This window comes from Chryseobacterium sp. 2987, assembly GCF_031456375.1.
Lineage (GTDB): Bacteria > Bacteroidota > Bacteroidia > Flavobacteriales > Weeksellaceae > Chryseobacterium > Chryseobacterium vaccae.
The window spans coordinates 17,716-43,679 of sequence record NZ_JAVDUN010000011.1 but is presented as its reverse complement, the minus strand read 5'-3'; the positions used below and the strand labels follow the sequence as shown (position 1 = coordinate 43,679).

General features: G+C 38.1%; 22 protein-coding genes and 1 riboswitch. Of the genes, 7 read left to right on the top strand and 15 right to left on the bottom strand.

What is annotated here, in order from left to right:
* Positions 1-7: 7 nt before the first annotated feature.
* Complete coding sequence (locus J2Y40_RS21895) at positions 8-469, bottom strand: Lrp/AsnC family transcriptional regulator (RefSeq protein ID WP_153392894.1); 462 nt, start codon at positions 467-469, stop codon at positions 8-10.
* A gap of 155 nt (positions 470-624) precedes the next feature.
* Positions 625-811, top strand: a riboswitch (cobalamin riboswitch).
* Positions 812-989: 178 nt separating this feature from the next.
* Between J2Y40_RS21895 and metE the strand changes: the two genes are divergently transcribed.
* Positions 990-3,329 (top strand): 5-methyltetrahydropteroyltriglutamate--homocysteine S-methyltransferase, encoded by a 2,340-nt coding sequence (gene metE / locus J2Y40_RS21890; RefSeq protein ID WP_310001346.1) that lies wholly within the window; start codon positions 990-992, stop codon positions 3,327-3,329.
* A 343-nt stretch (positions 3,330-3,672) separates the two neighbouring features.
* Complete coding sequence (locus tag J2Y40_RS21885) at positions 3,673-4,119, top strand: KTSC domain-containing protein (RefSeq protein WP_153392903.1); 447 nt, start codon at positions 3,673-3,675, stop codon at positions 4,117-4,119.
* Between the two features lie 561 nt (positions 4,120-4,680).
* On the opposite strand, the gene J2Y40_RS21880 is transcribed toward J2Y40_RS21885, so the two are convergent.
* From J2Y40_RS21880 to recQ, 12 genes are all read right to left on the bottom strand, one after another.
* Positions 4,681-7,866 (bottom strand): efflux RND transporter permease subunit, encoded by a 3,186-nt coding sequence (locus J2Y40_RS21880; RefSeq protein ID WP_153392911.1) that lies wholly within the window; start codon positions 7,864-7,866, stop codon positions 4,681-4,683.
* A 7-nt stretch (positions 7,867-7,873) separates the two neighbouring features.
* Positions 7,874-8,935 carry an efflux RND transporter periplasmic adaptor subunit gene (locus J2Y40_RS21875; protein WP_153392914.1) on the bottom strand — a complete coding sequence of 354 codons (1,062 nt, stop codon included), beginning with the start codon at positions 8,933-8,935 and terminating at the stop codon, positions 7,874-7,876.
* A 9-nt stretch (positions 8,936-8,944) separates the two neighbouring features.
* Positions 8,945-10,297, bottom strand: coding sequence for a TolC family protein (locus J2Y40_RS21870; protein ID WP_153392918.1), 1,353 nt, complete (start codon positions 10,295-10,297; stop codon positions 8,945-8,947).
* Between the two features lie 97 nt (positions 10,298-10,394).
* Positions 10,395-10,988 carry a TetR/AcrR family transcriptional regulator gene (locus J2Y40_RS21865; RefSeq protein ID WP_153392921.1) on the bottom strand — a complete coding sequence of 198 codons (594 nt, stop codon included), beginning with the start codon at positions 10,986-10,988 and terminating at the stop codon, positions 10,395-10,397.
* A 418-nt stretch (positions 10,989-11,406) separates the two neighbouring features.
* The gene (locus J2Y40_RS21860; protein ID WP_153392924.1) at positions 11,407-12,231 is read right to left on the bottom strand and encodes a S1 RNA-binding domain-containing protein; all 825 of its coding nucleotides are present in this window, start codon (positions 12,229-12,231) and stop codon (positions 11,407-11,409) included.
* Between the two features lie 265 nt (positions 12,232-12,496).
* A complete protein-coding gene (locus J2Y40_RS21855; protein ID WP_153392927.1) occupies positions 12,497-13,348 on the bottom strand; it encodes a DUF4476 domain-containing protein in 852 nt (283 codons plus the stop codon).
* 102 nt (positions 13,349-13,450) lie between these two features.
* A complete protein-coding gene (gene lpdA, locus J2Y40_RS21850; protein ID WP_153392930.1) occupies positions 13,451-14,854 on the bottom strand; it encodes a dihydrolipoyl dehydrogenase in 1,404 nt (467 codons plus the stop codon).
* Positions 14,855-14,981: 127 nt separating this feature from the next.
* Positions 14,982-15,329 carry a hypothetical protein gene (locus J2Y40_RS21845; RefSeq protein ID WP_153392933.1) on the bottom strand — a complete coding sequence of 116 codons (348 nt, stop codon included), beginning with the start codon at positions 15,327-15,329 and terminating at the stop codon, positions 14,982-14,984.
* 62 nt (positions 15,330-15,391) lie between these two features.
* Positions 15,392-16,471 (bottom strand): glycosyltransferase, encoded by a 1,080-nt coding sequence (locus J2Y40_RS21840; protein ID WP_153392936.1) that lies wholly within the window; start codon positions 16,469-16,471, stop codon positions 15,392-15,394.
* Positions 16,468-17,250, bottom strand: coding sequence for a formyl transferase (locus J2Y40_RS21835; protein WP_153392939.1), 783 nt, complete (start codon positions 17,248-17,250; stop codon positions 16,468-16,470). Before J2Y40_RS21835 ends, J2Y40_RS21840 begins: the two co-directional genes overlap by 4 nt.
* Positions 17,237-18,217, bottom strand: a complete 981-nt coding sequence (locus J2Y40_RS21830; RefSeq protein WP_153392942.1) for a polysaccharide deacetylase family protein — start codon at positions 18,215-18,217, stop codon at positions 17,237-17,239. The genes J2Y40_RS21835 and J2Y40_RS21830 overlap by 14 nt, the downstream gene beginning before the upstream one ends.
* Positions 18,218-18,285: 68 nt before the next feature.
* On the bottom strand, positions 18,286-20,490 hold the full coding sequence (recQ, locus tag J2Y40_RS21825; protein WP_153392945.1) for a DNA helicase RecQ: 2,205 nt from the start codon (positions 20,488-20,490) through the stop codon (positions 18,286-18,288).
* 158 nt (positions 20,491-20,648) lie between these two features.
* Here recQ and J2Y40_RS21820 point away from each other — a divergent pair, with 158 nt between their 5' ends.
* The 5 genes from J2Y40_RS21820 to tatC all read left to right on the top strand — a co-directional run bounded on the left by J2Y40_RS21820 (position 20,649) and on the right by tatC (position 24,516).
* The gene (locus J2Y40_RS21820; RefSeq protein WP_153392947.1) at positions 20,649-21,608 is read left to right on the top strand and encodes an SIS domain-containing protein; all 960 of its coding nucleotides are present in this window, start codon (positions 20,649-20,651) and stop codon (positions 21,606-21,608) included.
* Positions 21,609-21,619: 11 nt separating this feature from the next.
* Positions 21,620-22,183: a Crp/Fnr family transcriptional regulator gene (locus tag J2Y40_RS21815; protein WP_153392950.1), complete on the top strand. Its 564-nt coding sequence runs from the start codon at positions 21,620-21,622 to the stop codon at positions 22,181-22,183.
* Positions 22,184-22,300: 117 nt separating this feature from the next.
* On the top strand, positions 22,301-22,987 hold the full coding sequence (locus tag J2Y40_RS21810; RefSeq protein WP_310001338.1) for a type 1 glutamine amidotransferase domain-containing protein: 687 nt from the start codon (positions 22,301-22,303) through the stop codon (positions 22,985-22,987).
* Positions 22,988-23,106: 119 nt separating this feature from the next.
* On the top strand, positions 23,107-23,619 hold the full coding sequence (locus tag J2Y40_RS21805; protein WP_153392954.1) for a hypothetical protein: 513 nt from the start codon (positions 23,107-23,109) through the stop codon (positions 23,617-23,619).
* 69 nt (positions 23,620-23,688) lie between these two features.
* Complete coding sequence (gene tatC, locus J2Y40_RS21800; RefSeq protein ID WP_185151935.1) at positions 23,689-24,516, top strand: twin-arginine translocase subunit TatC; 828 nt, start codon at positions 23,689-23,691, stop codon at positions 24,514-24,516.
* 137 nt (positions 24,517-24,653) lie between these two features.
* On the opposite strand, the gene gwsS is transcribed toward tatC, so the two are convergent.
* Together gwsS and J2Y40_RS21790 are read right to left on the bottom strand one after the other, a co-directional pair.
* A complete protein-coding gene (gene gwsS / locus J2Y40_RS21795; protein WP_310001336.1) occupies positions 24,654-25,745 on the bottom strand; it encodes a grasp-with-spasm system SPASM domain peptide maturase in 1,092 nt (363 codons plus the stop codon).
* Positions 25,727-25,963: a hypothetical protein gene (locus J2Y40_RS21790; RefSeq protein WP_153392960.1), complete on the bottom strand. Its 237-nt coding sequence runs from the start codon at positions 25,961-25,963 to the stop codon at positions 25,727-25,729. The genes gwsS and J2Y40_RS21790 overlap by 19 nt, the downstream gene beginning before the upstream one ends.
* Position 25,964 lies beyond the last annotated feature (1 nt).

Here is a 25,964-nt window from a genome sequence, read left to right as displayed (position 1 = left end):
ATAATATTTATATGGAAACCCCATGGGTATTTTTTACCTCCGCCATTACAAAAGTACTGTGTGTGCTTCCGATAGAATCTACCGATCCCAATGTATTGAAGACAAAATCCTGATAATGTTTCATATCCCTTACCTGAACTTTCAGCAGGAAATCGAAATCGCCGGAGATATTGTAACATTCCGCTACTTCTTCAATATTAAGGATGTCTTTTACAAACTTATTTCCGACAGCTCTGTCATGAATTTTCAGCTTAATCTGGCAGAAAACCGTAAAACCCCTGTTCAGCTTTTCAGCTTCCAGAACAGCTGCATAATGCTTGATATAACCTTCCTGTTCTAATCTTTTGACCCGTTCAAAAACAGGTGACGGAGACAGGTTAATTTCTTTTGCCAGCTCTTTAACGGTCAGTTTTGCATTCTTTTGCAGGATTCTCAGCAACTGAAGATCCTTTTCATCAAGTCTTTCCACAGGATAATATTCTTTTTACGGTCATTTTTTTCAAAAATACAGAATATTCAGCTTTAAAATAAGATCAATTCAAAATATTATTCTAAATTTTCAAAATACAGCCAATCAATTATCTTAATTCTATATCTTTATCCCCTATTTTGTTCTTTATAATACTTCATCAAAACGGAAGAGGTTTTACGTAGCGTAGATTAATAGGGAATCGTGTGAAAATCACGAGCTGTCGCGCAACTGTAAGCAGCATACCAAAGGTTTCTGTCCCAGCATATCCACTGCCAAAAGCGGGAAGGATGACAGATGCCGCTGCAAGCCAGGAGACCTGCCTGTTCCGGATTGACAATGCTTCCGCGGTCTGAAGCTTTGGGTCATACAGATGATACTTTGAACGTATTCTACCGTTAACAGGAAAATTACGTCCTTTTTGTATCTCTGCGTTTCCTTTATTTTCTTTCCGCGGCGGCATAGCGAAGCATTCAAAAGAGCTTTTAAACCATTGTTTAATTTAAAAGTTTGAAAGAAAATGCAAACACACCTACTTGGCTGCCCGCGTATTGGCAGCAACAGAGAACTCAAAAAAGCCTGTGAACAATATTGGGCAGGTAAAACATCATTGCAACAATTGCTGGAAACCGGGGAAACCATCAGCCAAGCCAACTGGACAATCCAGCAGGAAGCAGGCATCGATCTTATTCCGTGTAATGATTTTTCGTATTATGATCAGATATTGGATATGGCGCTTACCGTTGGAGCCATTCCGGAACGTTATCAGGCTATTGCTTCTGAAGAATCTTACTCAGAGCTTGATCTTTACTTTGCTATGGCCAGAGGCTATCAGAAAAACGGTCTGGACATCACCGCCATGGAAATGACCAAATGGTTTGACACCAATTATCATTATATCGTTCCTGAATTCAGGAAAAACCAGAATTTCAGATTATTTTCAGATAAAATCATCAAAGAATTTATCCGTGCCAAACAATCCGGGATTAATGCGAAACCTGTCATTATCGGATTGGTTACTTACCTGCTTTTGGGTAAAGAAAAAGAAGAAGATTTCGACAAATTGGATCTGGCTCAAAATCTTTTGCCTGTTTATATTGAAATTTTAAAAGAGCTAGAACACCACGGTGCAGAATACATTCAGTTTGATGAACCGTTCCTCGGTTTGGATTTAAATGAAAAAGCAAAAGAAACGTATCACTATATTTATGGTGAAATCAGAAAACAGTTTCCGGATCTTAAACTGATCATTGCCACTTATTTTGAAGGATTAAAAGACAATCTTTCTCTGGCTTCTTCCCTTCCGACAGATGTTTTGCATATTGATTTAGTGCGCTGTCCTGAGCAGTTGGATGACGTTTTACAGGCAATTCCTACCACATTAAGCCTTTCTCTTGGAATTGTGGACGGAAGAAATATCTGGAAAAACGATTTTGAAAGATCGCTTCACTGGATTAAAAAAGCGGTCAGTGAAATCGGATCAGAACGGGTCTTTATTGCGCCTTCCTGTTCGCTCCTCCATGTTCCTTTCGATCTTGACTCGGAAACTAATGAAGAAGTTTTGTCTCCTGAAATTAAACAATGGATGGCTTTTGCCAAACAAAAGATTGGAGAAATCGCTGTTTTGAAAAAGCTAGCTTCAGAAAATCCGGATTATCATACTTTGCAGGTATTAGCTGAAAACAGGAAAGCACTGGAAAACCGTAAAGTATCAACGCTTATTCATCATCAGGAAGTTAAAGACCGCATTTCCGTAACCACTGAAGCAGATGCACAGAGAAATAATCCGTTCAACATCAGAAAAGAAGTCCAACAGAAAGTCCTTCAACTTCCATTGTTCCCAACAACAACCATTGGCTCGTTTCCTCAGACCAAAGAAGTAAGAAGCTGGAGAGCGAAATTCAAAAAAGGGGAACTCACTGCCGGACACTACGATGAACTACTGAAAAAAGAAACGGAAAGAACAATCCGCTGGCAGGAAAAGACAGGAATTGATGTACTCGTTCACGGAGAATTTGAGCGGAATGATATGGTGGAATATTTCGGAGAACAGCTTTCCGGATTTGCCTTCACTCAAAATGGCTGGGTACAAAGCTACGGAAGCCGGTGTGTAAAACCGCCTGTTATTTATGGAGATGTCCACCGACTTCATCCTATGACCGTTTATTGGTCACAATATGCCCAATCATTAACTACGAAATGGGTAAAAGGAATGCTGACAGGTCCTGTAACCATCCTTCAATGGTCTTTTGTACGGGATGACCAGCCCCGTTCTCTTACCTGTAAACAAATTGCTCTGGCTATCCGTGATGAGGTAACCGATCTAGAGAAAGCAGGCATCAGGGTTATCCAAATTGATGAACCTGCCATTCGTGAAGGTCTTCCGTTGAGGAAATCCGACTGGCAAAGTTACCTGAAATGGGCAGTAGAAGCCTTTAGAATTTCTGCCAGCGGTGTGGAAGATGCTACTCAGATTCATACGCATATGTGCTATTCTGAATTTAATGACATTATCCAGAATATTGCGGATATGGATGCCGATGTAATCACCATAGAATGTTCCAGAAGCCAGATGGAACTGCTGCATGCCTTTGCTGATTTCAAATATCCGAATGAGATCGGTCCGGGAGTTTATGATATTCATTCTCCAAGAGTTCCGTCCAAAGAAGAAATGGTAGAATTGTTGAATAAGGCACAAGCCGTAATTCCGGCACAGCAGCTTTGGGTAAATCCCGACTGTGGTCTGAAAACAAGGCATTGGGATGAAACGGAAAAGGCTCTGATTGCCATGGTGGAGGCTGCAAGAGAAGCAAGTGCGGAGTATGTGACAAGGGAGAAACTGGGAAATCATTGGTTATAATTCCAAATTCTTGGTTTAGTTTTGGTTAAAGCCAGAGGGGTTTTTGTTTTTTTGGAGCGGGCTTTAGCCCGCTCCTATTGAATAAAGTGGGCTTTTATATGGGTTTATCTTGGAATATAATTAATGGTTAGGATTATTATAGAATGGTACTATAAAAGACGCATTATGATTCTATAGAAATAGGCTATAATCTATCTCCACACATATTAAAATAGTCTTATCCGCTCATATTGTCTGTATATAAATTTCAGTTTCTGATTATTAAATAAATTAATACTGAATAAGTTATGATTTTTACAATTTAAAAGCTTAATTTTGCACCCCGAAATAAGGACCATACATTATGAAAAAACTGGGCGAGCACAGAAAGCTTTTAGGAGTTGATAAAACCGTTACGTTAAAGGAGTTAAAAACTATTTACAGAAATACGATGAAGGATACTCATCCTGATAAATTTATCAATGATGAAGCCGGAAAATTAGAAGCAGAGGAAAAAAGCAAATCAGTGATTGAAGCCTATCATTTTCTGGTGAGCATCAATCCTGAAACGCAGGAAAAATACAAAGAAGAATATACGGAGACCATCACAAAGTCCAATATTCAGGATTTCTTTCTTGAAAAATCGGTTCTGACAGTACAGCATTTGAACGGAAATATGTATGAATACATTGGTGTTCCGAGAAATACCTACATTAAAATGGTTAATTCTGATTCTCCAAGCCGTTTTGCAAGAAGACATATCTATGGAAGTTTTATCTACAGAAAGTCCGGTGAGGCTATGGCAGATTAATTTCCATATACAAAAATCATAAAAGCTTTCAGTTTATCCTGAAAGCTTTTTTTATATTATATGGCTATTTTTAAAGAATCAACATTAATGCTTTGGGATCAGACAAAAAAGTAGACTGATATAAAAATGATTTTTTTTCTTATTATACTTTTTCTTGAAAAAAAGTATACAAAATTCAAGACTGGAATCATCCGCTAAAAATTGAGATTGACTCCTAAAATTTCCAAACTCGCATGGATCAAACGATTCTTCTTCGGGGCCAAATCCCAGCTATGCTCAGACAGTGGAATTTTTTTAACGGATTCAATCTCAATTTTTTTAACGCTCCTGCTTCCTAAGTCGATCAATCAGTTCTTATTTTGTTCTAGTTAACATGATCTCTGTTGTCAAAGAAATAAACCTCTTTAATAAAATCACTTCCTTATTCAATAGCGATGGACTTCAGTCCATCCAACCTATCATCCATCAAAAAAATCCACCAGTTTCAGCCAAAATTTATGATCAATAAAAAAAGCGCCCCAGATAATCTGAGACGCTTTTGGCTAATTAAAGGTTATTATTTTAGTCTAAATGTTTTGGAGTAAATCCATCTTCACTTAGTTCTCTGTGATCGTATTCAGCTTTCATTTCAGCTTCATAGTCTACTTTTTCATGTTTACCCATTCTTCTCAGGATGGAATCAAACAGAGAGTATACTACCGGAACAATGATCAGGGTAAGGAATAGAGACGATGTCAAACCACCGATAACTACCCATGCAAGACCTTTGTTCATCTCTGCTCCGGCTCCTGTTGCCAATGCAATCGGAAGCATACCGAAGATCATCGCAATCGTTGTCATCAAAATCGGACGAAGACGAGCGTGGTTAGCCTGAATCAAAGCGTCATGTGTATTAGCACCTGCTGCTTTTCTGGCATTCGTAAAGTCGACGATCAGGATCGCGTTTTTTGCAACAAGACCAATCAACATAATCATCCCCAGCATCGTAAAGATGTTCAATGAGTTGGCTGTCAGGGCAAGGATTACCATTACTCCGATCATCGCCAACGGAATGGAGAACAATACCACGAATGGATACACAAAGCTGTCATATAGAGAAACCATTACCAGGTACACCAATACGATCGCTGCTAATAATGCAATACCTAATGTACCGAAACCTTCCTGCTGGTTTTCCATATCACCACTCCAGATGTAATCAACTCCTACTGGTTTGTCTTTACTATCCATAAATTTCGCTGCCCATTCATTCGCTACGTCACCAACAGGTCTACCTACTGCTTTAGCTCTTACTTTTACAGAAGGTGATTTATCTCTACGTTCAAGCAAGCTTGGTCCTGAACCCATTTTCACCTCAGCAAACTGGCTTAAACGAACCTGCTGCCCCTGAGGGTTGGTGAACATTAAGTTTTTAACATCATCAATGGATTGTCTGTTGGCATCTCCGAAACGGATATTAATATCATATTCATATTCTCCGGCTCTGAATTTCCCATCGGTATTTCCGTTAAATGCAGTCTGCATCGTTTGTCCTACACTTGAAAGATTTAAGCCCAAAGAAGCCATTTTATCTCTATCAATGTTCACCTGAACTTCCGGATTACCTGTATCTGTTGATAATTCAGCATCTACTGCTCCCGGAACTTTTTTCAGCAATTCCAAGATTCTTGTCGCTTCTTTTACTGCTGTTGCGTTGTCCGGAGCGGTTACCACCATTTCGATCGGTGCATTTTCAGCTCCCATGATACCGATTGGCGCTGTTTTGAATTCAACTCCTGTGAATTTCTCTTCCAGTGCTCTTTTTACTTTTGCCGCTTTAATGTTGGTACTTTCAGAACGTTCAGACTTATCTGTTAAGTTTACCTGAACTTCAGACTGGTACGTTGTTGCCTGAGCCCCACCAAAACCTGTTGACTGCTGACCTACCGTTGTAATAAGGTCTACAACATCTTTATCATTTCTTAAAAACTTCTCAACATCTAATGTCAGCTGGTTGGTTTTTTCTACTGTTGCATCTTTCGATAATTCCATCTGAACAAGGAACTGGCCACGGTCAATCGGCGGGAAGAATTCACCTCCGATGAATCCGAATGCTACCAGCATAAATGAACTGATCAGGACAACGAATGTAATAATTACGGTTGAAATTCTTCTTAATGTTGTTTTCAAGCACCATTCAAGGATATCTGTGATCCAGTGCGTGAATTTTTCAATTAAACCTTCAAACCAAAGGATGAATTTCTCAAACCAGTTTTTACCTGTTAAATGTTCAAGCTTACCGAATCTTGATGATAGCCACGGAATGATCGTAAATGAAGCCAATAACGATAATAAAGTGGCAATAACTACCGTGACGCAGAACTGGGCAAGGATATTTGCTACAAGACCTGAACTCATCGCAATCGGTAAGAATACCACCACAATTACCAAGGTAATCGCTGCTACGGTAAACCCGATTTCCGAAGCTCCGTCATAGGCTGCTCTGATTTTGCTTTTCCCCATCTCCATGTGACGATAAATGTTCTCAAGTACTACGATCGCGTCATCCACAAGGATACCTACCACAAGCGAAAGTCCCAGTAAGCTCATTAAGTTCAGCGTGTAGCCCATCAGATTCATTCCGATGAACGCTGCCACCAACGAAGCCGGGATGGAAACCATTACAATAAACGCGTTTCTGATACTGTGAAGGAATAATAACATCACGATCGCCACGAGGATAATTGCCAGGAACAAGTCGAAAATAACGTGGTTGGCAGATTCAAGGGTAAAGTCTGTGGTATCGTTTACCACTTTTACTTTTATTCCCTGAACTTTATAAGCATTTTCTACCGTTTGAATGGTTTTCTGAACACTTTCAGATACGGCAACCGCATTGGCATCAGACTGCTTTTTTACCTGCATTAAGATGGTTGGAAACTGGTTAAATCTCGCTACTTTCTCAACATCTTTCTGAGCATCGAAAACTGTAGCAATATCAGATAAACGTACCTGAGCTCCATTTTTATTGGAAACCACAAGGTTGTTCATTTCCGCAATCGACTTATATTTTCCGGATAATCTAATTGTAGATTTTGTGGTTCTCGTTTTCAAGCTTCCCGTCGGGAAGTCAAGGTTTGAGGAAAGAATCGCCTGTTGTACGTCTCCGATTGAAAGTCCGTATCCCTGCAGTTTTTTCTCATCCAGATTTACCTGGATTTCTCTTTCCTGTCCACCTACAAGGTCAACCTGTGCTACACCGTTTACACGAGAGAAGATGGGTTCAATCTTTTTATCTAAAAGGTCATAAAGATCTTTACTGTTCAGTTTATCTGATGAAATACTCATTGTAATGATCGGGAGATCATCCAGGGAGAATTTATTCAGAGACGGTGCATCTACATCATCCGGAAGGTCTGCCAGGATAGCGTTTACTTTTCTCTGGGCATCATTCAGGGCATAATCTACATCCGCTCCGTCATTCAGCTGAACCATGATTACGGATAAACTTTCATAAGAAGAAGATTCTACTTTCTTCACGTTTTCCAAAGACCCCACAGCATCTTCAATCTTTCGGGTTACGGAGGTTTCCACCTCTGCAGGTGAAGCTCCCGGATATACCGTAGAAATGGTTACCATATTGGTTTCAAACTTCGGAATCAATTCGTACCCCATCATGGAGTAACTCAAAATACCACCCAGAGTTAATATCGTAAATAATACGATAACCAGGGAAGGCCTTTTAATGGATATTTCTGCTAACTTCATCTTTCTTCTACTTTACGATATTGATTTTGGATCCGTTATCAAGATTGATCTGTCCGCTGGTAATTACCTGTTCTCCTCCATTCAGACCACTTAATATCTGAACTTTGTCTCCATATACCTTACCAATCGTTACTTTGATCATCTTAGCTGTACCGTTCTGAACGATGAACAGCTGTCCTGAGCTTACTCCGTTTACGAAAGCTTCTGCAGGTACAGTGATCATATTCTGTGTTTCGGCACCGTTATTGGTTTTAAAGGTAGCAGTTGCATACATCCCCGCCTTCAGGTTTCCTCTGTTCTGAACTTCAATTTCAACCGGGAAATTAAGGGAAGCATCACTTTTCGGAGCAATGAATGTGATCCTACCTACAAAAGAATCTTCCGGTAATACATTCACTTTAATAGGAACTTCCTGACCTAGCTGGATTTTCCCGATCTGGCTTTCATCCACCAAAACAGATAATTTCAGACTGTTGATGTTAACGATCTCAAACATTGCTGTTCCTGGAGAAACCACAGTTCCCGGCTCAACCATTTTTTTGTTGATGGTACCACTGATCCCTGCACGAATGCTTGTATCATTTACTTTTACACTCTGTGCTCTTACCGCAGCCTGCATATTTTTCAGCTGTAGTCTTGAGTTATCCAGCTGCTGCTTGGTAACTCCTCCCGTTTTATAAGCATTTTCATAACGTTGGTTATCAATAATTGCATTCTGAAGGTTATTTTGAGCCTGGGTAACGTCAACTTCGATGGCATCTTTCTTTATGGTTGCCAAAACCTGACCAGCTCCTACTCTAGAACCTTCTTTTACCAAAACACTTACGATACGTCCTGAGATCTCTGAAGACTGGTTCATTTCCTGTTTAGGAATGAATGTTCCGTTAGCTGAATAATCTGTATCAATATTTTCTCTTGCAACAGTTACCACATTCACATTGATCTTATCGACCTGCTTAGCAACCTCCTTTACTTCCTGGGTCTGTTTTTCTTTGTTTCCTGCAATCTTGTAAGCTGCAAGACCTACCAGCACTGCCGCTACGATGATATATATTAAAGTTTTTTTCATTTTAGTTTATTATAAGTTTTGTAATGTGTTGAGTTCGCCTTTAGCTTTAATCAGTTTGATCTCAGCCTGCTTATAGTCTAATAATGCGTTGGAGTAGTTCTGTTTTGCCTGTGTTAAAGCGTTTTCAGAATCCAATACTTCTGTAAGGGTTGCCAATCCGTACTGATAGTTAGACTGGGTATTTTTCTGTACTCTTTCTGCCAGCTCCACATTGTCTTTCATACTCTGGATATTGATAATAGCATTTTCCATATTGGTAATGGCATTTTTGTAATCCAGATCTAAGCTCAGCTGTGTTTTCTGAATATCCTGATCAATATCCTGAATATCGATTTCTGCCTGCTGAATTTTTGCTTTTGTAGCTCCACCAGTGAAGATCGGGATATTAACATTCAAGCCTATCGCTGAATAATCGCTCCAAAGTACCCCGTTATTAAGTCCGTTGGTTAAAGGAAACTTCTTACCCATTCCAGCCCAGCCGTAGCTTGCAGTAAGGTTTACCGTAGGATACAGATAGGCTTCTGTTGCTTTTTTGTTAAACTGAAGAAGTTCTCTGTTCTTATTCAGTACTTTAAGCTCTGTACGGTTTTCTAAATTCACATTGCTTGCAATAAGTTCAGGTTTCGGCTCAATTGTTTTTTCTTCAAGCTCGATATCTGTACCGATCGGAACTCCCATATAAAATTTCAAAGCATTTTTAGAAAGCTCAACAGAGTTGATCAGCTGCTGTTTATTGGAACCGATGTTGGTAAGCTGTACGTTGGTACGGTCAAGGTCAATAGATTTAGCTAAACCATTATCCACCAAGCTTTTGATCACGTTTCTTACTCTTTCCGTATTGGCGTAGCTGGCTTCTACAGTCTTCAGATTTTCTTCCTGAACAAATACCTGATAGTAGGCGGTTGCTACGTTCTCAATGATCTGTTCATTGGTAAGTTCTGCATTCAGAATATAGAATTCTCTGGTAGATTTCGCAGCCTTAAGACCTGTAAAAACTCTCTGGTCAAATAAAGCCTGCTGAAGCTGGACTACTGCACTTGAGCTCCATGGTTGTCCTAACTGAGCTCTGATTCTTTCGCCACCAAATTCAAGCAAAGATTCCTGAATAATTGGATTGTAGGTAAGTCCTGCTGTAGCACTGATCTGTGGAAGAGCTCCGGCTCTGGCCTCATCAATTTTATATTCGGCTTTTTTCACCTGTAGTGCAGCTTTTTTAGCTTCTGCCTTATTCTGCAATGCCTGTTTGATTGCTTCTGGCAAAGAAACCTGCTGCTGTGCAGATACCGATGAAAAACCGAAAATCATAAATGCTGCAGCTATCCCAATTTTTAGCTTTTTAGCAGTTATACGTTTTCTGTTCATAATTTTATACTTCGTTTATTTTTTTAATTTGATTTTTCTCTTTCAATGTTTATATTTCTAAAGGACGGATCACTTTTAAAAATACTTTAACATTTTTTTAGTTTTTGAACAACATATTGATAATAATCTCTTTTCTTTCGGAAATGATCTTATCATATTCTTCATCATTAATCATCAGATTCTCCATGAATAAAGGTCTTATGGCACTCGGAAAAACGAGAAGCGATACCATATTGAGAATGAATTGTACGGGAGCCATTTTCTCAATATTTCCAAGCTCCATCTCTTTTTCAATGTCCTTGTATAAAGTCTCCAGAAAATCTTCTTCAATTTCTTTCTGATGACAATTTCCTTTATTGATCTGGGAAACAATATAGGTTTCCAGATACGGATACTGAAGGCTTGTAGAAAGACTGCTTTCTATGAATTTGCTCATTTTTTCCTTAAAAGGAAGATCTGAGGTCTGAATGATTTTTGATTTTTCCTGCTCCACTTTCTGGGCTTCGTCAAAGATGATCTGAATCAGATTATCCCTTGAACGGAAGTAGTAGTTAATAAGCGTCCTGTTTACTCCGGCTTCATCTGCAATCTCCTGGGTAGTTGCGCCAAATTTTCCTTTCACAAAGAATAAATTCTTCGCGGTCTCCTTGATCAATTCCTGTGTTTGGTCCTTTTTTGCTTGATTTGACATTATTGTTAAACAATTTTGTGCAAATTTAAATCAAATTCTGTTTTTGACAAAATTGTTAAACAAAATAATTAAACAAAATTGTTATGACATGCATCATGTTTTTGTAATTTTATATACATTCAATTATTAACTAACTTTAACCAGTCAGATTAAGAAAGTTAGGAACAAAAGGCTGGAAGTTACTTTTGGTTATAGATAGTAAAAACCATTGTAAAATCAAATTAGCTAAAAATAAACACATGTTATTGATGTTCTGCATAACTTCTCTCTTCCAGCTTCAAATCTACATCAAACTCCTAAACTTAAGTTGATTATAAAAAACAAAACAGGTAATCAGACCAAATAAAAAAGACCACCCACTGGGCAGTCTTAATATATTTTAAATGTTATTTTTTCAGATCAGTCTAAAGAATAAAAATTATAGTAGTCGGATTTTGTCTTCTGAAATATCAATAACTTTATCCTTATACAGTCCGCCAATGGCTTTCTTGAAATTCTTTTTGCTCATTTGAAGCTCTTCCTTGATCTCTTCTGGTGAGGATTTATCCGAAAGGTGGATCAGTCCGTAATTCTCTTCCAGTCTGTCAAGAATCTTCTTTCTGAATTCATCAATATTTTCGAAACCTTCCGGCTGCAGGGAAACATCAATTTTCCCATCTTCACGGATCGTTTTAATGTACCCCCCTTCCTCAGACAACGGATACAGTTTTTTGAATACATCCGAAGCGTATATCAAACCAATATATTTTTTATTGATGACTACATTCCAGCCCAATTCGCTTTCATTCATCATGATAAGGTCTACTTTGTCCCCTTTTTTGAACGGCAGATCCTCATATTGCGGATTTCTTTTGAACTTTGTTGTTCCAGTGATCAGATCCAAATCTTCATCTACATAAATATGGACCAGATATCTTTTCCCTTCGATGATTTTTGATTTCTGCTGCTTGTATGGGATAAAAAGATCTTTGATGATCCCCCAATCCATAAACGCTCCACTCGGAAGACTCTGTACACAGCTCATTACTGCAAACTCTCCTACTTCAGCCAATGGAATTTCAGTCGTAGCCTTTAATTTCTGGTCATCCTGATAAACAAATACTTCTACCTCTTCACCGGTTTCTTTGTCGTCCTGAATGAAGATCTTTGGCAAAAAAGCTTTTTCTCCTGATTCATCCGTGAGGATCCATCCTGAAGTATTTTTTTCTGAAATTTTTAAAGTCTGGGTTTTTCCGAGTTGCATTGATGATAAAATTAGCTGACAAAGGTACGGAAATTTGAAGATTTTAAACCATCAGATTCCTTTATGATTTTTTAAAGTTGGCTTTTGGCTTTACATAGGTAGAAAACCCGTGATTATTAATGAACATGGATTGGGGTTAAAGCCAATTGGATTATTATCTTTTTAATGGGCTTTAGCCCATTTTTATTGAATAAGGAAGTCTATAAAACAAGGATATTGATAAGGTTAAAAAAAAGAGAAACCTATGAGGTCTCTCTTTTTCTTATTATGATCTTGAAATATATTCCATGAGCTCTTTTTTGCTGTTCTCGAAGTCAAAAGCATCGTATACCAGGAAATATTTGTTTTTATCTGCACAGTTTCTATACATAGATTTGGCAAGAGACAGCCTGTTTTTATCGAAGCTGATTAACTTCATCAAATCCCGTATTTGTGCAGAGGTAAACAGAGAGTTGTTCATCTGCTGATTAATCATGGCTATCTTATTGTCATCGAACTTGGCATTTCTCTGAAGCATATCAACAAACTGGCGGAAGGTATTATTATCCATCACATTTCCGGAGTTATTCCAATTGCCGGGCTGATTTCCGTAAGGATTGTTCCAGATATCATTCCAATCATTGAAGGCATATTGCCCCTGAACCGGATAAGAATCCAATAAATATAATCCTTCATTTGTAAAGAAATCCAGTACCATTCTGCTGTTATTTCTAAGCGTCAAAGTAGTTCTGTAGATCAGAAATCCGTTATTATAGACTGAAATAAAATTTCTTCCGGACTGAAGATCAAAGAAACGGTATTTTCCTGAACCGTTTGAGATAGTCTGATCTCCGACTTCTACTGTAAAATAGCCCTGTTCAGGAATTCGCAGGAAAACTTCTGCATAACCGTAATTCCGGTTCCATTGGTAATTTGGGCTTTTAATTCTGTTTTGCTGGCCATTTATATTGCCAGACCTTGAATTGTCAAAAGATCTGTTCTTTGTATTGACACTTCCTTGAGCCTTCATTTCTGTTGATGTTGCCTCATTTTTCAAAAGTTCGCCAACTTTTCCTGCTTCCTGTGCAGATAAACTAAGTCCTGCGAATATGATTAAACTTGTAAAGATATTTTTCATAGGTGAAATTTATTATTCTGCACTCCATTTCTGTGCCAAAAAAAAGAGAAACAGAAACTGCTTCTCTTTAATTATTTAAATATTTTAATTTTTCAATTAAAATTACATATGAATCGGTCTTTTTGCCGTAGCATCCAATGCTGCTTCTTTAATAGCTTCTGCATAGGTTGGGTGAGCATGAGAACTTCTTGCGATGTCTTCAGCACTTGCACGGAATTCCATAGCAATTACTCCTTCAGCAATAAGGTCAGCAGCTCTTGCTCCAATGATATGCATACCTAACACCTCATCAGTTTTCTCGTCAGCAATAATCTTCACAAGACCATCAATATCACCACTTGCACGGCTTCTACCTAATGCTCTCATTGGGAATGAACCTACTTTGTAAGCTACTCCTTCTTCTTTTAACTGTTCTTCAGTTTTACCAACTCCGGCAACCTCAGGCCATGTATAAACCACACCAGGAATCAGGTTATAGTTGATGTGAGGTTTTTGTCCTGCTAATGTTTCAGCAACAAAAACTCCTTCTTCTTCAGCTTTGTGAGCAAGCATTGCTCCTTTGATCACGTCACCAATCGCATAGATGTTGGCAACGTTAGTCTGTAAATGATCGTTTACTTTTACTCTTCCTCTTTCATCAAGTTCTACTCCTGCTTTTTCAAGGGCAAGTCCGTCTGTGTATGGTTTTCTACCTACAGAAACAAGGCAGTAATCTCCTTCTACCACTACTTCTTCTCCTTTTTTATCTTTAGCGGTGATCTTCACAGTATCTCCGTTTCTCTCCACAGCAGAAACCGCCGTAGAAAGCATAAACTTCATTCCCTGTTTTTTAAGAACTTTAGTCAATTCTTTGCTTAAAGCTCCGTCCATTCCAGGAATGATCTTATCCATAAATTCAACAACTGTTACCTGAGCTCCTAATCTTAAGTATACAGATCCTAATTCAAGACCAATTACTCCTCCTCCGATTACTACAAGGTGCTTAGGAATTTCTTTAAGGTTTAAAGCTTCCGTGGAAGTAATCACTCTTTCTTTATCTAGTGTGATGAAAGGTAGAGAAGATGGTTTAGATCCTGATGCAATGATGGTATATTTAGATTCGATTGTTTCAGAAGAACCGTCATTTTTAGTAACCTTGATCTGAGTAGCAGATTCGAAGCTTCCTACGCCTTCAAAAACAGTAATTTTATTTTTGCTCATCAGGTAGCTGATTCCGTCTGTATTTTGTTTGATTACTTCGTTTTTACGCTCAATCATTCTTGCAATATCTGCCTGTGGTTCATTGATAATGATCCCATGACCTGCAAAATTGTGTTTTGCATTCTCGAAATGCTCAGAGCTGTCAAGAAGCGCTTTTGAAGGAATACATCCAACGTTAAGACAAGTTCCGCCTAAAGTTGAATATTTTTCAATAATTGCTGTTTTGAAACCTAATTGAGCTGCACGGATAGCAGCTACATAACCACCGGGACCAGAACCTATTACGGTAACATCGAATTGACTCATGTTATTCTATGAATTTGTTTATTATTATCTTTCTTAATTCTCACAAATTTACATATAAATTATCAAGCGCCAAAGTGAGTTTTGTCAATTTTGAAATCAGGAAATTTTAAATATCTTAAGGCACCGGCTAATCTACCATTACTTTTCCCTTTCCTATTGTCGCCGGACTTTCAAAAAACGGGCCTCCATACACATACCATTCAAGATTTTCCAAATGCTCTACTGCATTTTCCGGCGTTATCTGTGTCCGATCTTTTTTAGAAACAATTCCTTTGTACCATCTTCCTGAATTGGGAGAATTTTTATTTTCAGTAAAATAATGAATCCATATTCTCTGGCATAACTTACACTGTTGAATCGTTACTTCTCCATGCCTGCCGTCAGTATGATCTATACCTAATTCTGAACTTCTGTATTCAGTATAGCTGGAAGTAGGTTTTTCACAAGCACAACCTATTTGGGGGATTTTTGTCATTAATATCTGTTTTATCAGACCCCAAATCTAAGAAAATAAAAGCCCACAAGGCAATAGGATTATTACTTCGTTAACTCCTGCAAAACCTTTTCATACTGATCCAAAATAACATTTTTAGAGAATCTTGATCTAATGGAGTTTTTAATAGATTCTTTATCATAAGTTCTCTGCAATACCTCTATAACCTTCTCAGCAAAGTCAGCCGTATGTTCAATATCCGAAATTTCTCCATTGATCTGATTCTGAATGATCTCATTAATTCCTCCCGGACAGTTATTGGCTAAAGAATAGGTTCCGCAGGCTCCGGCTTCCAGAAGCACATTGGGGAAGCCTTCATATCTTGAAGAAAGAATAAAAAGATCCGCAAATTTCAAAAACTGGTAGGGATTTTCCTGTTTTCCATGAAAAATAACGTTTTTTAAACCCAAGTTTTCCTTCATCGCGTACAGCATTTCCTTATCGCCTCCGTCCCCAAGAATATGGAGCAGGATATTTTCATGGGTCAATTTTGAGAAGACTTTCAACAGGTTATCAAATCCTTTTCTGGAGGATAAATTTCCGATGGCCACCACATTTTTATAATCATCTTTAAAGCTTTCAGGTTTTACAGAAATGTCCAGTTTAGCATTGATAAAATCGAAATCAACAGGATTATTGATTTTAACAATCTTCTTTTCCTTAATGTTGAAATTTTCTATTAAATCCTTCTTCATATCATCACTTTGCGCGATGATCCTCTGAAAATTATTATAAAAATTATAAAAAACTTTTATTTCCTTTTTGGTTACATGCTGTGAGACGACATTGGTTTCTCTGGAGATAAACTTGGTCTTTTTTAAAAACGGAATAAACGGGGATATAAACGCTGAGATTTCGCCCCAACCGGAAAAGAAAACATCTGGTTTCTCCTTATAAATAATCGGTAAAATTTTAAAAATTGAAAACCTAATTCTTTCTATACCCAATTCCCGTACTTTGATATTGGGTTTAAGCTGTGAAGTGGGAAAATCTACATTTTTAAAAAGGAAAAGAGTAAAGTCATATTTCTCATCATCCAAATGATTGAGCAGGGTAAAAATAATTCTCTCTGCTCCTCCAAAAGTGAGCCCTGGTAAAAGAAAGTAAACTTTTTTTTTCATTATTTCACGCCTCTGAAAATTCTATAATATAAATACTGCCAGATGGTAGGATGATACCAAATGAAGTTTTCTTTTGTTCCACTCATTGTTTTCAGATCATCATTACAAAAATCCTCAACGGCAAGTTTTAATATCTTACTGCCCTCTGCGGTTTGATATAGCGGATATGTTGTAAAATTATCTGATTTTTCCGGTGAAACTCTTGCCTGATAAATAACGTCGCCTGTATCTACCGATTGATCTACCAAATGTACGGTAACCCCGCAGTTTTCTCTGTCATTATTTGCCAAAGCCCAATATCCGCCGTGTATACCTCTGTATTTTGGAGTAATTCCTTCATGGGTATTCATAAAAACCGAATTGGTATTATTCAGAATTTTTTTGGAAATAATTCTACAGCCGTTAACAATCACTAAATCTGGTTTAAGTTCCTGCAGCAGCTGAAGTGTTTTATTTGAATTTACTGAGTCGGTTCTTGTAAGTACGGTTTCAGGAATCGGAGACAGGTCTATTTTTAGTTTTTCAATGACTTTTTTTGTCTGATTTTTCGAAAATTTCTTAATAAACGGCAGCAATAAAAGACCAAACATAATTTGTCCACCCACATTTACCCAGCCTAATCTTTTAGCACGATTTTTCATAATCTGCTTCATAGGTACCGCTTCTTCCTGCAGCACGGCAGAAATATCAAAATCTTGTACTAACGCATTATAAATAATTGCCGATGACCGTGTATTTCCGGTGAGCATGACTATTTTTTTACTGTTATTATTTTTTTTCATATTCTGCTGCTATTTCAGACATGTTTTTGCTTTGGAAATTATACTTTTGATTTAATTTTTTATAGTGCTGAAAGATTTCTTCCAAATACCCGAAGTTGATATCCTGATGAATTCCAATATCATGCGGATGAAACCAAAGGTGAAAAATTTCGTTATTTTTGGCAGCGTAGGTCATCTGCTGTTTTATTCTTCGAAGCTTGAGCCCATCCAGAAATTTTATTTTCTCTGAATACGGCCTCAACCAACGGCTTGCCCGAATGACTGTAAAGCCTGCCTCATGAAGATCAGAAGTTTTCTGGGTATGATGACTTCCCACTTTCACAAAATAATCCAGATACCTGAAAGCTCTTTTGATTAGGCCTTCTTCTGAACCTTTTGCAGGAGAATGATACCATGCTTTTTCTGTGCCACGGTAAATTAAAATCCCATTATTTTTCAGGACTTCCAAATAGCTGTTGTTAATCTGATGCCGAGGGAAGATGAAAGACTTTATTTCAATTTTGTTGGCCGAAGAAACAGCGATAGCAGCTTTGGTATCTGCTTCAAACTGATCTTTAGTCTGCCCGTCTTCCAAACAATAATAGTGTGAAAAAGTATGGCTTCCGATTTCCTGATGCTCAGCTTTCTGAACCAGTTCCACTAATGTCTTTCCATATAAATAAAGACCATCCATTTCCTGTGAAGAAGGAATGAAATGGTGATAAGGGGAAAGATTTTTTTCCTGGTAAGAAGGTGTATTTACAGGGCAATATTGTTGTAAATCCTGATGATCTCCGGTCATCATAGCTCCCACTGCTGCCCAGGTACAATGAATATCGTATTGATTGTAGAGTTTCAGGAGCTTAGGAACGACTTCCCAAACTCCTGCAATATTCTGACCATATTCCTGAATCGTTTTCTTATCCCGGATTCCCCAATAGAGTTCAAAATCCAAGGATACGGTGAAAATGCCGTTATTTTTTTTCATAAGTGTTGTGTGCAAATTTACAGTTTTTTCTGATCTTTCAATCTGAAACTAAAAAACTGTCATTTTCATCAATTAGCTACATCGCTTATAAATTTAATTCTCAGCATTCTTACCTCTTCATCTGAAAGTTCATCTCCAAATTCATCCAGAAGCACTTTCATGCTGTCACTTTCGGATTCGTTCATGAATTCCATGAAGCCTTCTACGATATCTTCATCGAAATTGTCTTCTATATAATAATCAATATTCAGTTTGGTCCCCTGATAGACAATGCTTTCCATTTCTTTCAGCAATTCATTCATTGAAAGATTTTTGGCTCTTGCAATATCTTCAAGATCAATCTTTTTATCGGTGCTCTGAATGATGAATACTTTATGGCTGGATTTGTTGGCTACCTGCTTCAGGACCATATCCTGAGTACGTTCGATATTGTTATCTTCTACGTAAGTTTTGATGAAATCTGCGAATTCTTTACCGTATTTTTTGGCTTTTCCTTCTCCTACTCCATAAATTTTAGCAATCTCCTCCACCGTAATAGGATACTGAACCGTCATATCTTCCAGACTTGGATCCATAAAAACAGTATAAGGGGGAATCCCGTGTTTTTTAGCCACTTTTTTACGCAATTCTTTCAACTGTCCGAACAAATTCTGATCGAGGCCTCCGCTTGCCTGCAACTGTACCTGATCGCTGTCTGCTTTGGTCTGGGTAAGATCAAATTCCCGGTCTTCTGCAATTAAAAACGGTTCTTTCAACTGTCCGCTCAGAATATTTCTGCCCTTTTCAGACATTTTCAAAACCCCGTAGGTTTCGATATCTTTTTGCAGAATCCCCTGAACGGTAGCCTGTCTTAAAATAGTTTTCCAGTAATTATCCTTTTCTTCTTTTCCAAATCCGAAATGAGAAGTCTGTTCCAGTTTATAGGACTTTGTAACAGCAGTTTCTTTTCCTGCGATGACAGAGATCAGATCTTTAGATTTAAACTTTTCTCCGGTATCTTTAATCAGTTCAAGAACTTTTTTCAGATCTTGTGCAGCATCTTTTAATTTGGGAGGATTGGATGAGTTGTCACACATCATGGCTCCTTCACCTTTTACAGGATCGAAATTTTCTCCGAAATAATAAAGAATGTATTGTCTTCGGCTCATTGAAGTTTCGGCATAGCCCACCACTTCATTTAATAATTGCAGTCCTATTTCTCTTTCTGACACGGGCTTTTGTGCCAGGAATTTTTCAAGCTTCTCTATATCTTTAGGATCGTAGAATGCCAGGCAATGTCCTTCACCACCGTCTCTTCCTGCTCTTCCTGTCTCCTGGTAATAGCTTTCCAACGATTTAGGGAAGTCATAGTGGATTACAAAACGTACATCCGGCTTATCAATCCCCATTCCGAATGCAATGGTTGCCACAATTACATCTACTTCTTCCATCAGGAATTTGTCCTGATTAGCTACTCTTACTTTCTGGTCAAGACCTGCATGATAAGGAAGTGCATTAACTCCGTTTACCTGCAGCAGCTGGGCGAATTCTTCAACCTTTCTTCGGCTAAGACAGTAAACAATTCCTGATTTTCCTTTATGCTGGCTGATGAACTTTACGATCTCCTTATCAACATTAACTTTTGGACATACTTCATAATACAGATTGGGACGGTTGAAGCTTTCTTTAAAGACCAGCGCATTCGTCATTCCCAAAGTTTTCTGAATATCATCCTGAACTTTAGGGGTTGCTGTAGCCGTTAAAGCGATCACCGGTACGTCGGCAATCTTATCAATAATCTGTTTCAGATTCCGGTACTCCGGTCTGAAATCATGTCCCCATTCTGAAATACAGTGCGCCTCATCAATAGCAAAGAAAGAAATCTTCACATCTTTCAGGAAATCTAAATAATCATCTTTGATTAATGATTCCGGGGCAACATACAAAAGTTTGGTCTTTCCGCTTTTGATATCGTCAAAAACCTGTTTGGTCTGTGTCTTATTTAATGATGAATTTAATACGTGGGCAACCCCATCGTCTGACGAAAGGCCGTTTACTGCATCTACCTGATTCTTCATCAACGCTATTAAAGGCGAAACTACAATTGCCGTGCCTTCGGAAATAAGTGCCGGAAGCTGGTAACATAAAGATTTACCACCTCCTGTCGGCATCAAGACAAATATATCTTTCCCATTCAATAGGTTTTCTATAATCTGTTCCTGCTGGCCTTTAAATGTAGAAAACCCAAAATACTTTTTCAATTCGCCTGATAAATTGGCTTTTTTTGCGCTCATCTAATTTTCTATTGCTAAATTTGCATGTACCTCAAAGTTATAAAAATTCTGCTTAAAATAAAAGCGAACGAATTTATAAAAAATAAAATTTATATTAAATATCCTTTTTAAAATATAACGTTTTTTAAGAGATTTTTTGTATACCTCATACTCGTAAAATGGAAAGAACCGACATTATTTCAATTGCTAGAAGCACTTTAGAGATAGAAATTTCAGAACTTGAAAAATTAAAAAACAGGATTGATGAAGATTTTGCCAGAGCCGTAGAGATCATTCATTCGGCCAAGGGAAAATTAATTGTTGTGGGAATCGGAAAGTCGGCCCATGTCGGCAACAAGATCGTTGCTACTTTAAACTCTACGGGAACCCCTTCACAGTTCCTTCATGCATCGGAAGCCATCCACGGAGATCTGGGGGTGATCCAGAAACAGGATGTTGTTTTGTGTATTTCCAACTCTGGAAATTCCCCGGAAATAGCCAACCTGGTTCCTTATCTAAAGGATTATTCTTCCGCCCTTATCGGGATGACCGGAAATAAAACCAGTAAGCTTGCTGAGTTTTCTGAAATTGTCCTGAATACTCATGTAGATGTGGAAGCCTGCCCTAATAAGCTGGCGCCAACCAGCTCCACGACTATTCAAATGGCACTGGGAGATGCGCTTGCTGTGGCTTTAATGGAACTGAATGATTTTAAAGCGAATGACTTTGCTAAGTTCCATCCGGGAGGAAGTCTCGGAAAAAACCTGACTTCAAAAGTAGAACAGTTCCTGTCTTCCCAGAAGCCGCAGGTATCGGAAAATTCATCCATCAGAGATGTGATTATATCCATCAGTGCTTCAAGCCACGGAATAACAGTGGTTACGGATGATGAAAAAATTATCGGGGTAATTACAGACGGTGATCTGAGAAGAATGCTGATGAAAGGGGAAGACATTACAAAGGCTCTGGCTAAAGATATTATGTCTGGCTATCCGAAAACCATTGAAAAAGATGCTCTGGCTAAGGAAGCGATGAAGGTTCTTAAAGAAAACAATATTGGACAGCTGGTGGTAACGGAAAACGGAAAATATTTTGGAATTATTGACCTTCATAAACTTCTTGATGAAGGAATAAATTAATTTTCGCCTGTATGAGCCAGTTTCTGAAAGCCCATATTCAGGAAGTCATCAATTTGAACGATGATGATTTTGAAGCAGTCCTGTCTTTCTTTACCCAAAAGAAATTCAGGAAGCGGCAGTTTCTGATCCAGGAAAACCAGCCTGTTCACGAAATTTACCTTATAGAAAAAGGAATTCTGAAAAGCAGCATCATTGACGGTACCGGAAAAGAGCACATTCTTCAGTTTGCAGCTCCCAACTGGTGGATTTCAGATTTTGCAGCCTTTTTTAAACAGGAAAACTCATCATTGGCCGTTGACTGTATTGAAGACACGGAAGTATATGCCATAACCTACGAAAACTTAAACAGCCTCTGTTCAAAATTTCCGACCATGGAACATTTTTTCAGGGTGAAGTCTAATTTCGGTTATGTGGCCTTACAACAAAGGATACTTTCATTGATCAGCAAACCTGCCAAAGAGCGGTATGAAGATTTTGTGCGGCAGTATCCAGGTTTTACAGAGCATATTCCTAAACAGTTTATTGCAAGCTACCTGGGTGTTTCAAGAGAGACATTAAGCAGATTATATTCTTAAAAGTGTGATGAAGGTCACACTTTTTTTTTGAGAAATATCCTTCTTTTCCAGTATTAAAATGTGAAACTTTGTACTCATCAAAACAAATACAAAAAATAACATTTAATCCCGAATACAATGAAAAAGAAAGCATTAATCGTAGTAACAAGTGTAGAAAAGTATCCTGAAATGGACAGAGCTACCGGCTTATGGCTGGGAGAAGCCGTTCATTTTTATGAAAAACTACATGAAAAAGGCTATGAAATAGATTTTGTAAGCCCTAGAGGAGGTTATACTCCGCTCGACCCCGTTTCTCTGCAGATGTTTGTACAGCCTGTAGACTGGAAATATTATGCTGATGAAACATTTAGAAATAAGCTGGCAGATACTTTAAAACCTTCTGATATCAATGCAGAAGACTACAGTGTGATCTATTATTCCGGAGGGCACGGTGTAGTTTGGGATTTCCCGGAAAATACCGAACTTCAGGAAATCGCCAGCAAAATTTATGAAAACGGAGGTATTGTTTCTTCTGTCTGCCACGGAGCGGTAGGTTTGTTCAATATTAAACTTTCAGACGGAGAGCTTCTTATTAAAGGAAAAACGCTGACCGGGTTTTCCAATTCTGAGGAAATTGCCGCGGAACTGGCTGATCATATGCCTTATCTTACTGAAGACGTTTTGAAAAGCAGAGGTGCCCATTATGTAAAAGCAGATCAGGATTTTGTTCCTTTTGCAGTATCTGACGGACGTTTGGTTACAGGACAAAACCCTCAGTCCGGAGGAGCAGTTGGAGAAAAAGTACTGGAAATTCTGGAGAAATAATGTAGGTTTATCATCTAAAAACCGGACAAGGTCATGCATAGATACGCTCTGCATGACCTTTTTTATATGAAAAATTAATTTTATTTCTTAATTTCGGCAATTCTGTTAAAAAACTAATCATGATCTTTTTTTCTCTTCTGGCTGTCTTCGCCTATTTTCTTAAAAAATACCTGGATCATCAGGATGATGTAAGAAGATCTGCCCCACATTATATTCCTAAGGAAGGGGCTGATGAGTACGGAAGCGATGCTTATTATGATCAATACAGCCATGGGCATTATGATCTTTTAGTAAAGTGCCTGATCTTCTGTACTTATCATTCCGAACAGTTCAAACTTATTGAAGAGAATCTGTATTTTGGAGATATTGGTGATGATCTGAAAAGCCTTTTTCATGAGAAGCAGATGGAAAGTTTATTCAGAAATCAGCTGGTTGAAAGGTCTTTATTACCCCAATTATTGTATTTTAAAGAGGTTACTTCCCAAATTTCAGAATCGGAGTGGCTTTTCGCAACTGTTGATGTGGATCATGATGAACGATGGAAGGTAATCAACAGGACAGCAGAGGAACTTTTAACAGCAATGAATGTCAAGGAAAGAGGATATGATTTCAGTTTGTACAGACCGCAGTAATTTTAAGTTTCAAACGTCGGGCTTTTCATCAAATATTTCATAAATTTGTGCCTTAAAAAAATATATTCTGTGAGTGAAGGTAAAGACATGTCCTTTCTTGGGCATATTGGAGAATTAAGAGGACATCTTATCCGCTCGATTATTGCGATTATAATTGCTGCTTTTGCTGTCGGTTTCAATATCAACTGGATCATGGACCATATTTTTTTCGGGCCTACAAGAAATGATTTTCCTACGTTTAAAGTGGTGAACCATTTTTCGAGAATGATCCTAGGAGAAGACAGTATTCACCTTCCTAAGGACTTTCCGGTTCGTGTACAGAGACTTTACCAGCAGTTCAATGTGATGATGGCTGTTTCTATTTTCGGAGGAATGGTAGCTGCTTTTCCTTATATTGTATGGGAATTGTGGCGATTCATCAGTCCTGCTCTTCATCCTAAAGAAAGAAAAAATTCAATTTATATCATCAATGCAGTGTGGATTCTGTTTATGACAGGTGTACTTTGCGGTTATTTTTTAATTCTTCCATTTGCAGTTAACTTCGGGGTTATTTTCAAAATTTCAGATATTATTGTTCCGTTATATGATCTGAGTGATTATACTACACTGTTTCTACAGGTTGTTATAGGGATGGGGGTGATATTCCTCTTCCCGATCCTGATTTACTTCCTGACAAGCATCGGCATCCTGACTCCAATGTTCATGAAAACATACCGTCGTCATGCTATCGTTTTGATCATGGTGGTTGCTGCAATTATTACTCCTGCTGATGTTTTAAGTATGCTGATGGCTGCTTTCCCACTGCTGATCCTTTATGAATTCAGTATCATGATGTGTAATATCACCTACAAAAGGGTTCAGAAGGCTAACGGGAATCTTCCGGCAGTACAGAAATAGCTTATTGCTTATTGCTTATTGCTTATTGCTTATTGCTTATTGCTTATTGCTTATTGTCCTAACTCCGGGTATGATGTTATATTTTGTTTGAATCTTGATTTTTAAGTGAATTATTCAAATTAAAAACAAGTCTTCATTTATTTTATAATTTCTCTCATTCCGTAGCGGTTTATCGCTCTCTGCTTTAAGGGGTGGATGCTCCAGTCTTCCCATTCACAGATTTGCGGATCGTAGCCGCATTTAAGGGGTGCTGAATATTGATCTTCCGGATTTTCTATGTAGGCTCTGCAGTCGATACAGACATGACGGAATTCACAATCCTTACATTTGGTGATCTGATCTTTGGTGATATTCCAATATCTCTTAAATTCTGAATGACTGACAGCTTCTTCTAAAGCTGTATTCCTGATATTTCCAAAAGACGCTTTCATTGCCGGACAATTTTTGATATTGCCATCAGTATCAATGGAAAGCTTTCGGTTCAGGCAGGAATTGTGATTGATAGACTCTGTGTAAGTAGGAATATTAACATTGAATAATTGGGGACTCATCAACCCACAATGTAAAGGGCTGTCGATTTTTTCTGTAACCTTTACGATCATTCCCATCCCTTCGATTTCGTCCTGCAAAACTTTATTATCATCAGCATTGGTTATGATTAAAGTACTTATTTTTTTATGTGTGTTCACCAGGCTAACTATTGTATCATAGAATTGTATTTCTTCCTTATTTTCAGGCAGTATCACTTCTATTGACTTCATCTGGGTTGGTTTTATTTTTTCGAGTAAAAGCTTCAGCTCTTGGGTAGATATTTCATTAAAAAACCGGAACTGGAGATGGTTACAGCAAAGTTTTTCCAGCTGGGCCAGAAAAGAATCATCGAAATAATCAAAATTGGAGTACGTATCCAGAACTGCGTGAGAAATATGAGCGGGAAAGAGCCATTCTTCCGGCATCTTCGGAAAGCGGTTAATTTCTTTTGAAGTACAGAAAAAACATAGTTCATGCTCAACAAGAAATTCAATATAATCATCCAGAACTTTTTGAGATTCCGGGTTTAATTTTTTTCTGACGTTATTGATGTTAAAACAGTCTTTTTTATTGAATAATTCAGCTAAAGACAGTGGAATCAGATGAATTTCACCCCTTTGAAGATCGCATATTGATGCTCTTGATGCTCCTTGTACCAACACACAATTGCTGTACAGTTTTAACCATTCAGATTCCATATCACCAGTTTTGAATAAGGTTTGTAAAAAGGGACACCTCTTTCCAGTCTGGCATCATACCTGCCTAATACTTCTAAGAAGCTATCCTGAACATCATCTGTCTGTTTTTTTCGCAATATCCAGACCTCCCAGAAAGCGGAATTCAATGGAAGATTATGCCTGTTTTCTTCGGCCCAGCTTATGAAATCTCTCCGGACCTGCTCTCTCTTTTCATTCATT

Bases quoted from the DNA above. Each gene is read 5' to 3' on its own strand.
- J2Y40_RS21885 (WP_153392903.1), top strand. From the start codon at position 3,673: ATGAAAAAACTGGGCGAGCACAGAAAGCTTTTAGGAGTTGATAAAACC.
- J2Y40_RS21845 (WP_153392933.1), bottom strand. From the start codon at position 15,329: ATGACAAAAATCCCCCAAATAGGTTGTGCTTGTGAAAAACCTACTTCC.
- lpdA (WP_153392930.1), bottom strand. From the start codon at position 14,854: ATGAGTCAATTCGATGTTACCGTAATAGGTTCTGGTCCCGGTGGTTAT.
- J2Y40_RS21820 (WP_153392947.1), top strand. From the start codon at position 20,649: ATGGAAAGAACCGACATTATTTCAATTGCTAGAAGCACTTTAGAGATA.
- J2Y40_RS21865 (WP_153392921.1), bottom strand. From the start codon at position 10,988: ATGTCAAATCAAGCAAAAAAGGACCAAACACAGGAATTGATCAAGGAG.
- J2Y40_RS21870 (WP_153392918.1), bottom strand. From the start codon at position 10,297: ATGAACAGAAAACGTATAACTGCTAAAAAGCTAAAAATTGGGATAGCT.
- J2Y40_RS21860 (WP_153392924.1), bottom strand. From the start codon at position 12,231: ATGCAACTCGGAAAAACCCAGACTTTAAAAATTTCAGAAAAAAATACT.
- J2Y40_RS21790 (WP_153392960.1), bottom strand. From the start codon at position 25,963: ATGAATGAAAAGAGAGAGCAGGTCCGGAGAGATTTCATAAGCTGGGCC.
- J2Y40_RS21815 (WP_153392950.1), top strand. From the start codon at position 21,620: ATGAGCCAGTTTCTGAAAGCCCATATTCAGGAAGTCATCAATTTGAAC.
- J2Y40_RS21830 (WP_153392942.1), bottom strand. From the start codon at position 18,217: ATGAAAAAAAATAACGGCATTTTCACCGTATCCTTGGATTTTGAACTC.
- J2Y40_RS21855 (WP_153392927.1), bottom strand. From the start codon at position 13,348: ATGAAAAATATCTTTACAAGTTTAATCATATTCGCAGGACTTAGTTTA.
- J2Y40_RS21880 (WP_153392911.1), bottom strand. From the start codon at position 7,866: ATGAAGTTAGCAGAAATATCCATTAAAAGGCCTTCCCTGGTTATCGTA.
- J2Y40_RS21810 (WP_310001338.1), top strand. From the start codon at position 22,301: ATGAAAAAGAAAGCATTAATCGTAGTAACAAGTGTAGAAAAGTATCCT.
- J2Y40_RS21835 (WP_153392939.1), bottom strand. From the start codon at position 17,250: ATGAAAAAAAATAATAACAGTAAAAAAATAGTCATGCTCACCGGAAAT.
- recQ (WP_153392945.1), bottom strand. From the start codon at position 20,490: ATGAGCGCAAAAAAAGCCAATTTATCAGGCGAATTGAAAAAGTATTTT.
- gwsS (WP_310001336.1), bottom strand. From the start codon at position 25,745: ATGGAATCTGAATGGTTAAAACTGTACAGCAATTGTGTGTTGGTACAA.
- J2Y40_RS21805 (WP_153392954.1), top strand. From the start codon at position 23,107: ATGATCTTTTTTTCTCTTCTGGCTGTCTTCGCCTATTTTCTTAAAAAA.
- metE (WP_310001346.1), top strand. From the start codon at position 990: ATGCAAACACACCTACTTGGCTGCCCGCGTATTGGCAGCAACAGAGAA.
- J2Y40_RS21875 (WP_153392914.1), bottom strand. From the start codon at position 8,935: ATGAAAAAAACTTTAATATATATCATCGTAGCGGCAGTGCTGGTAGGT.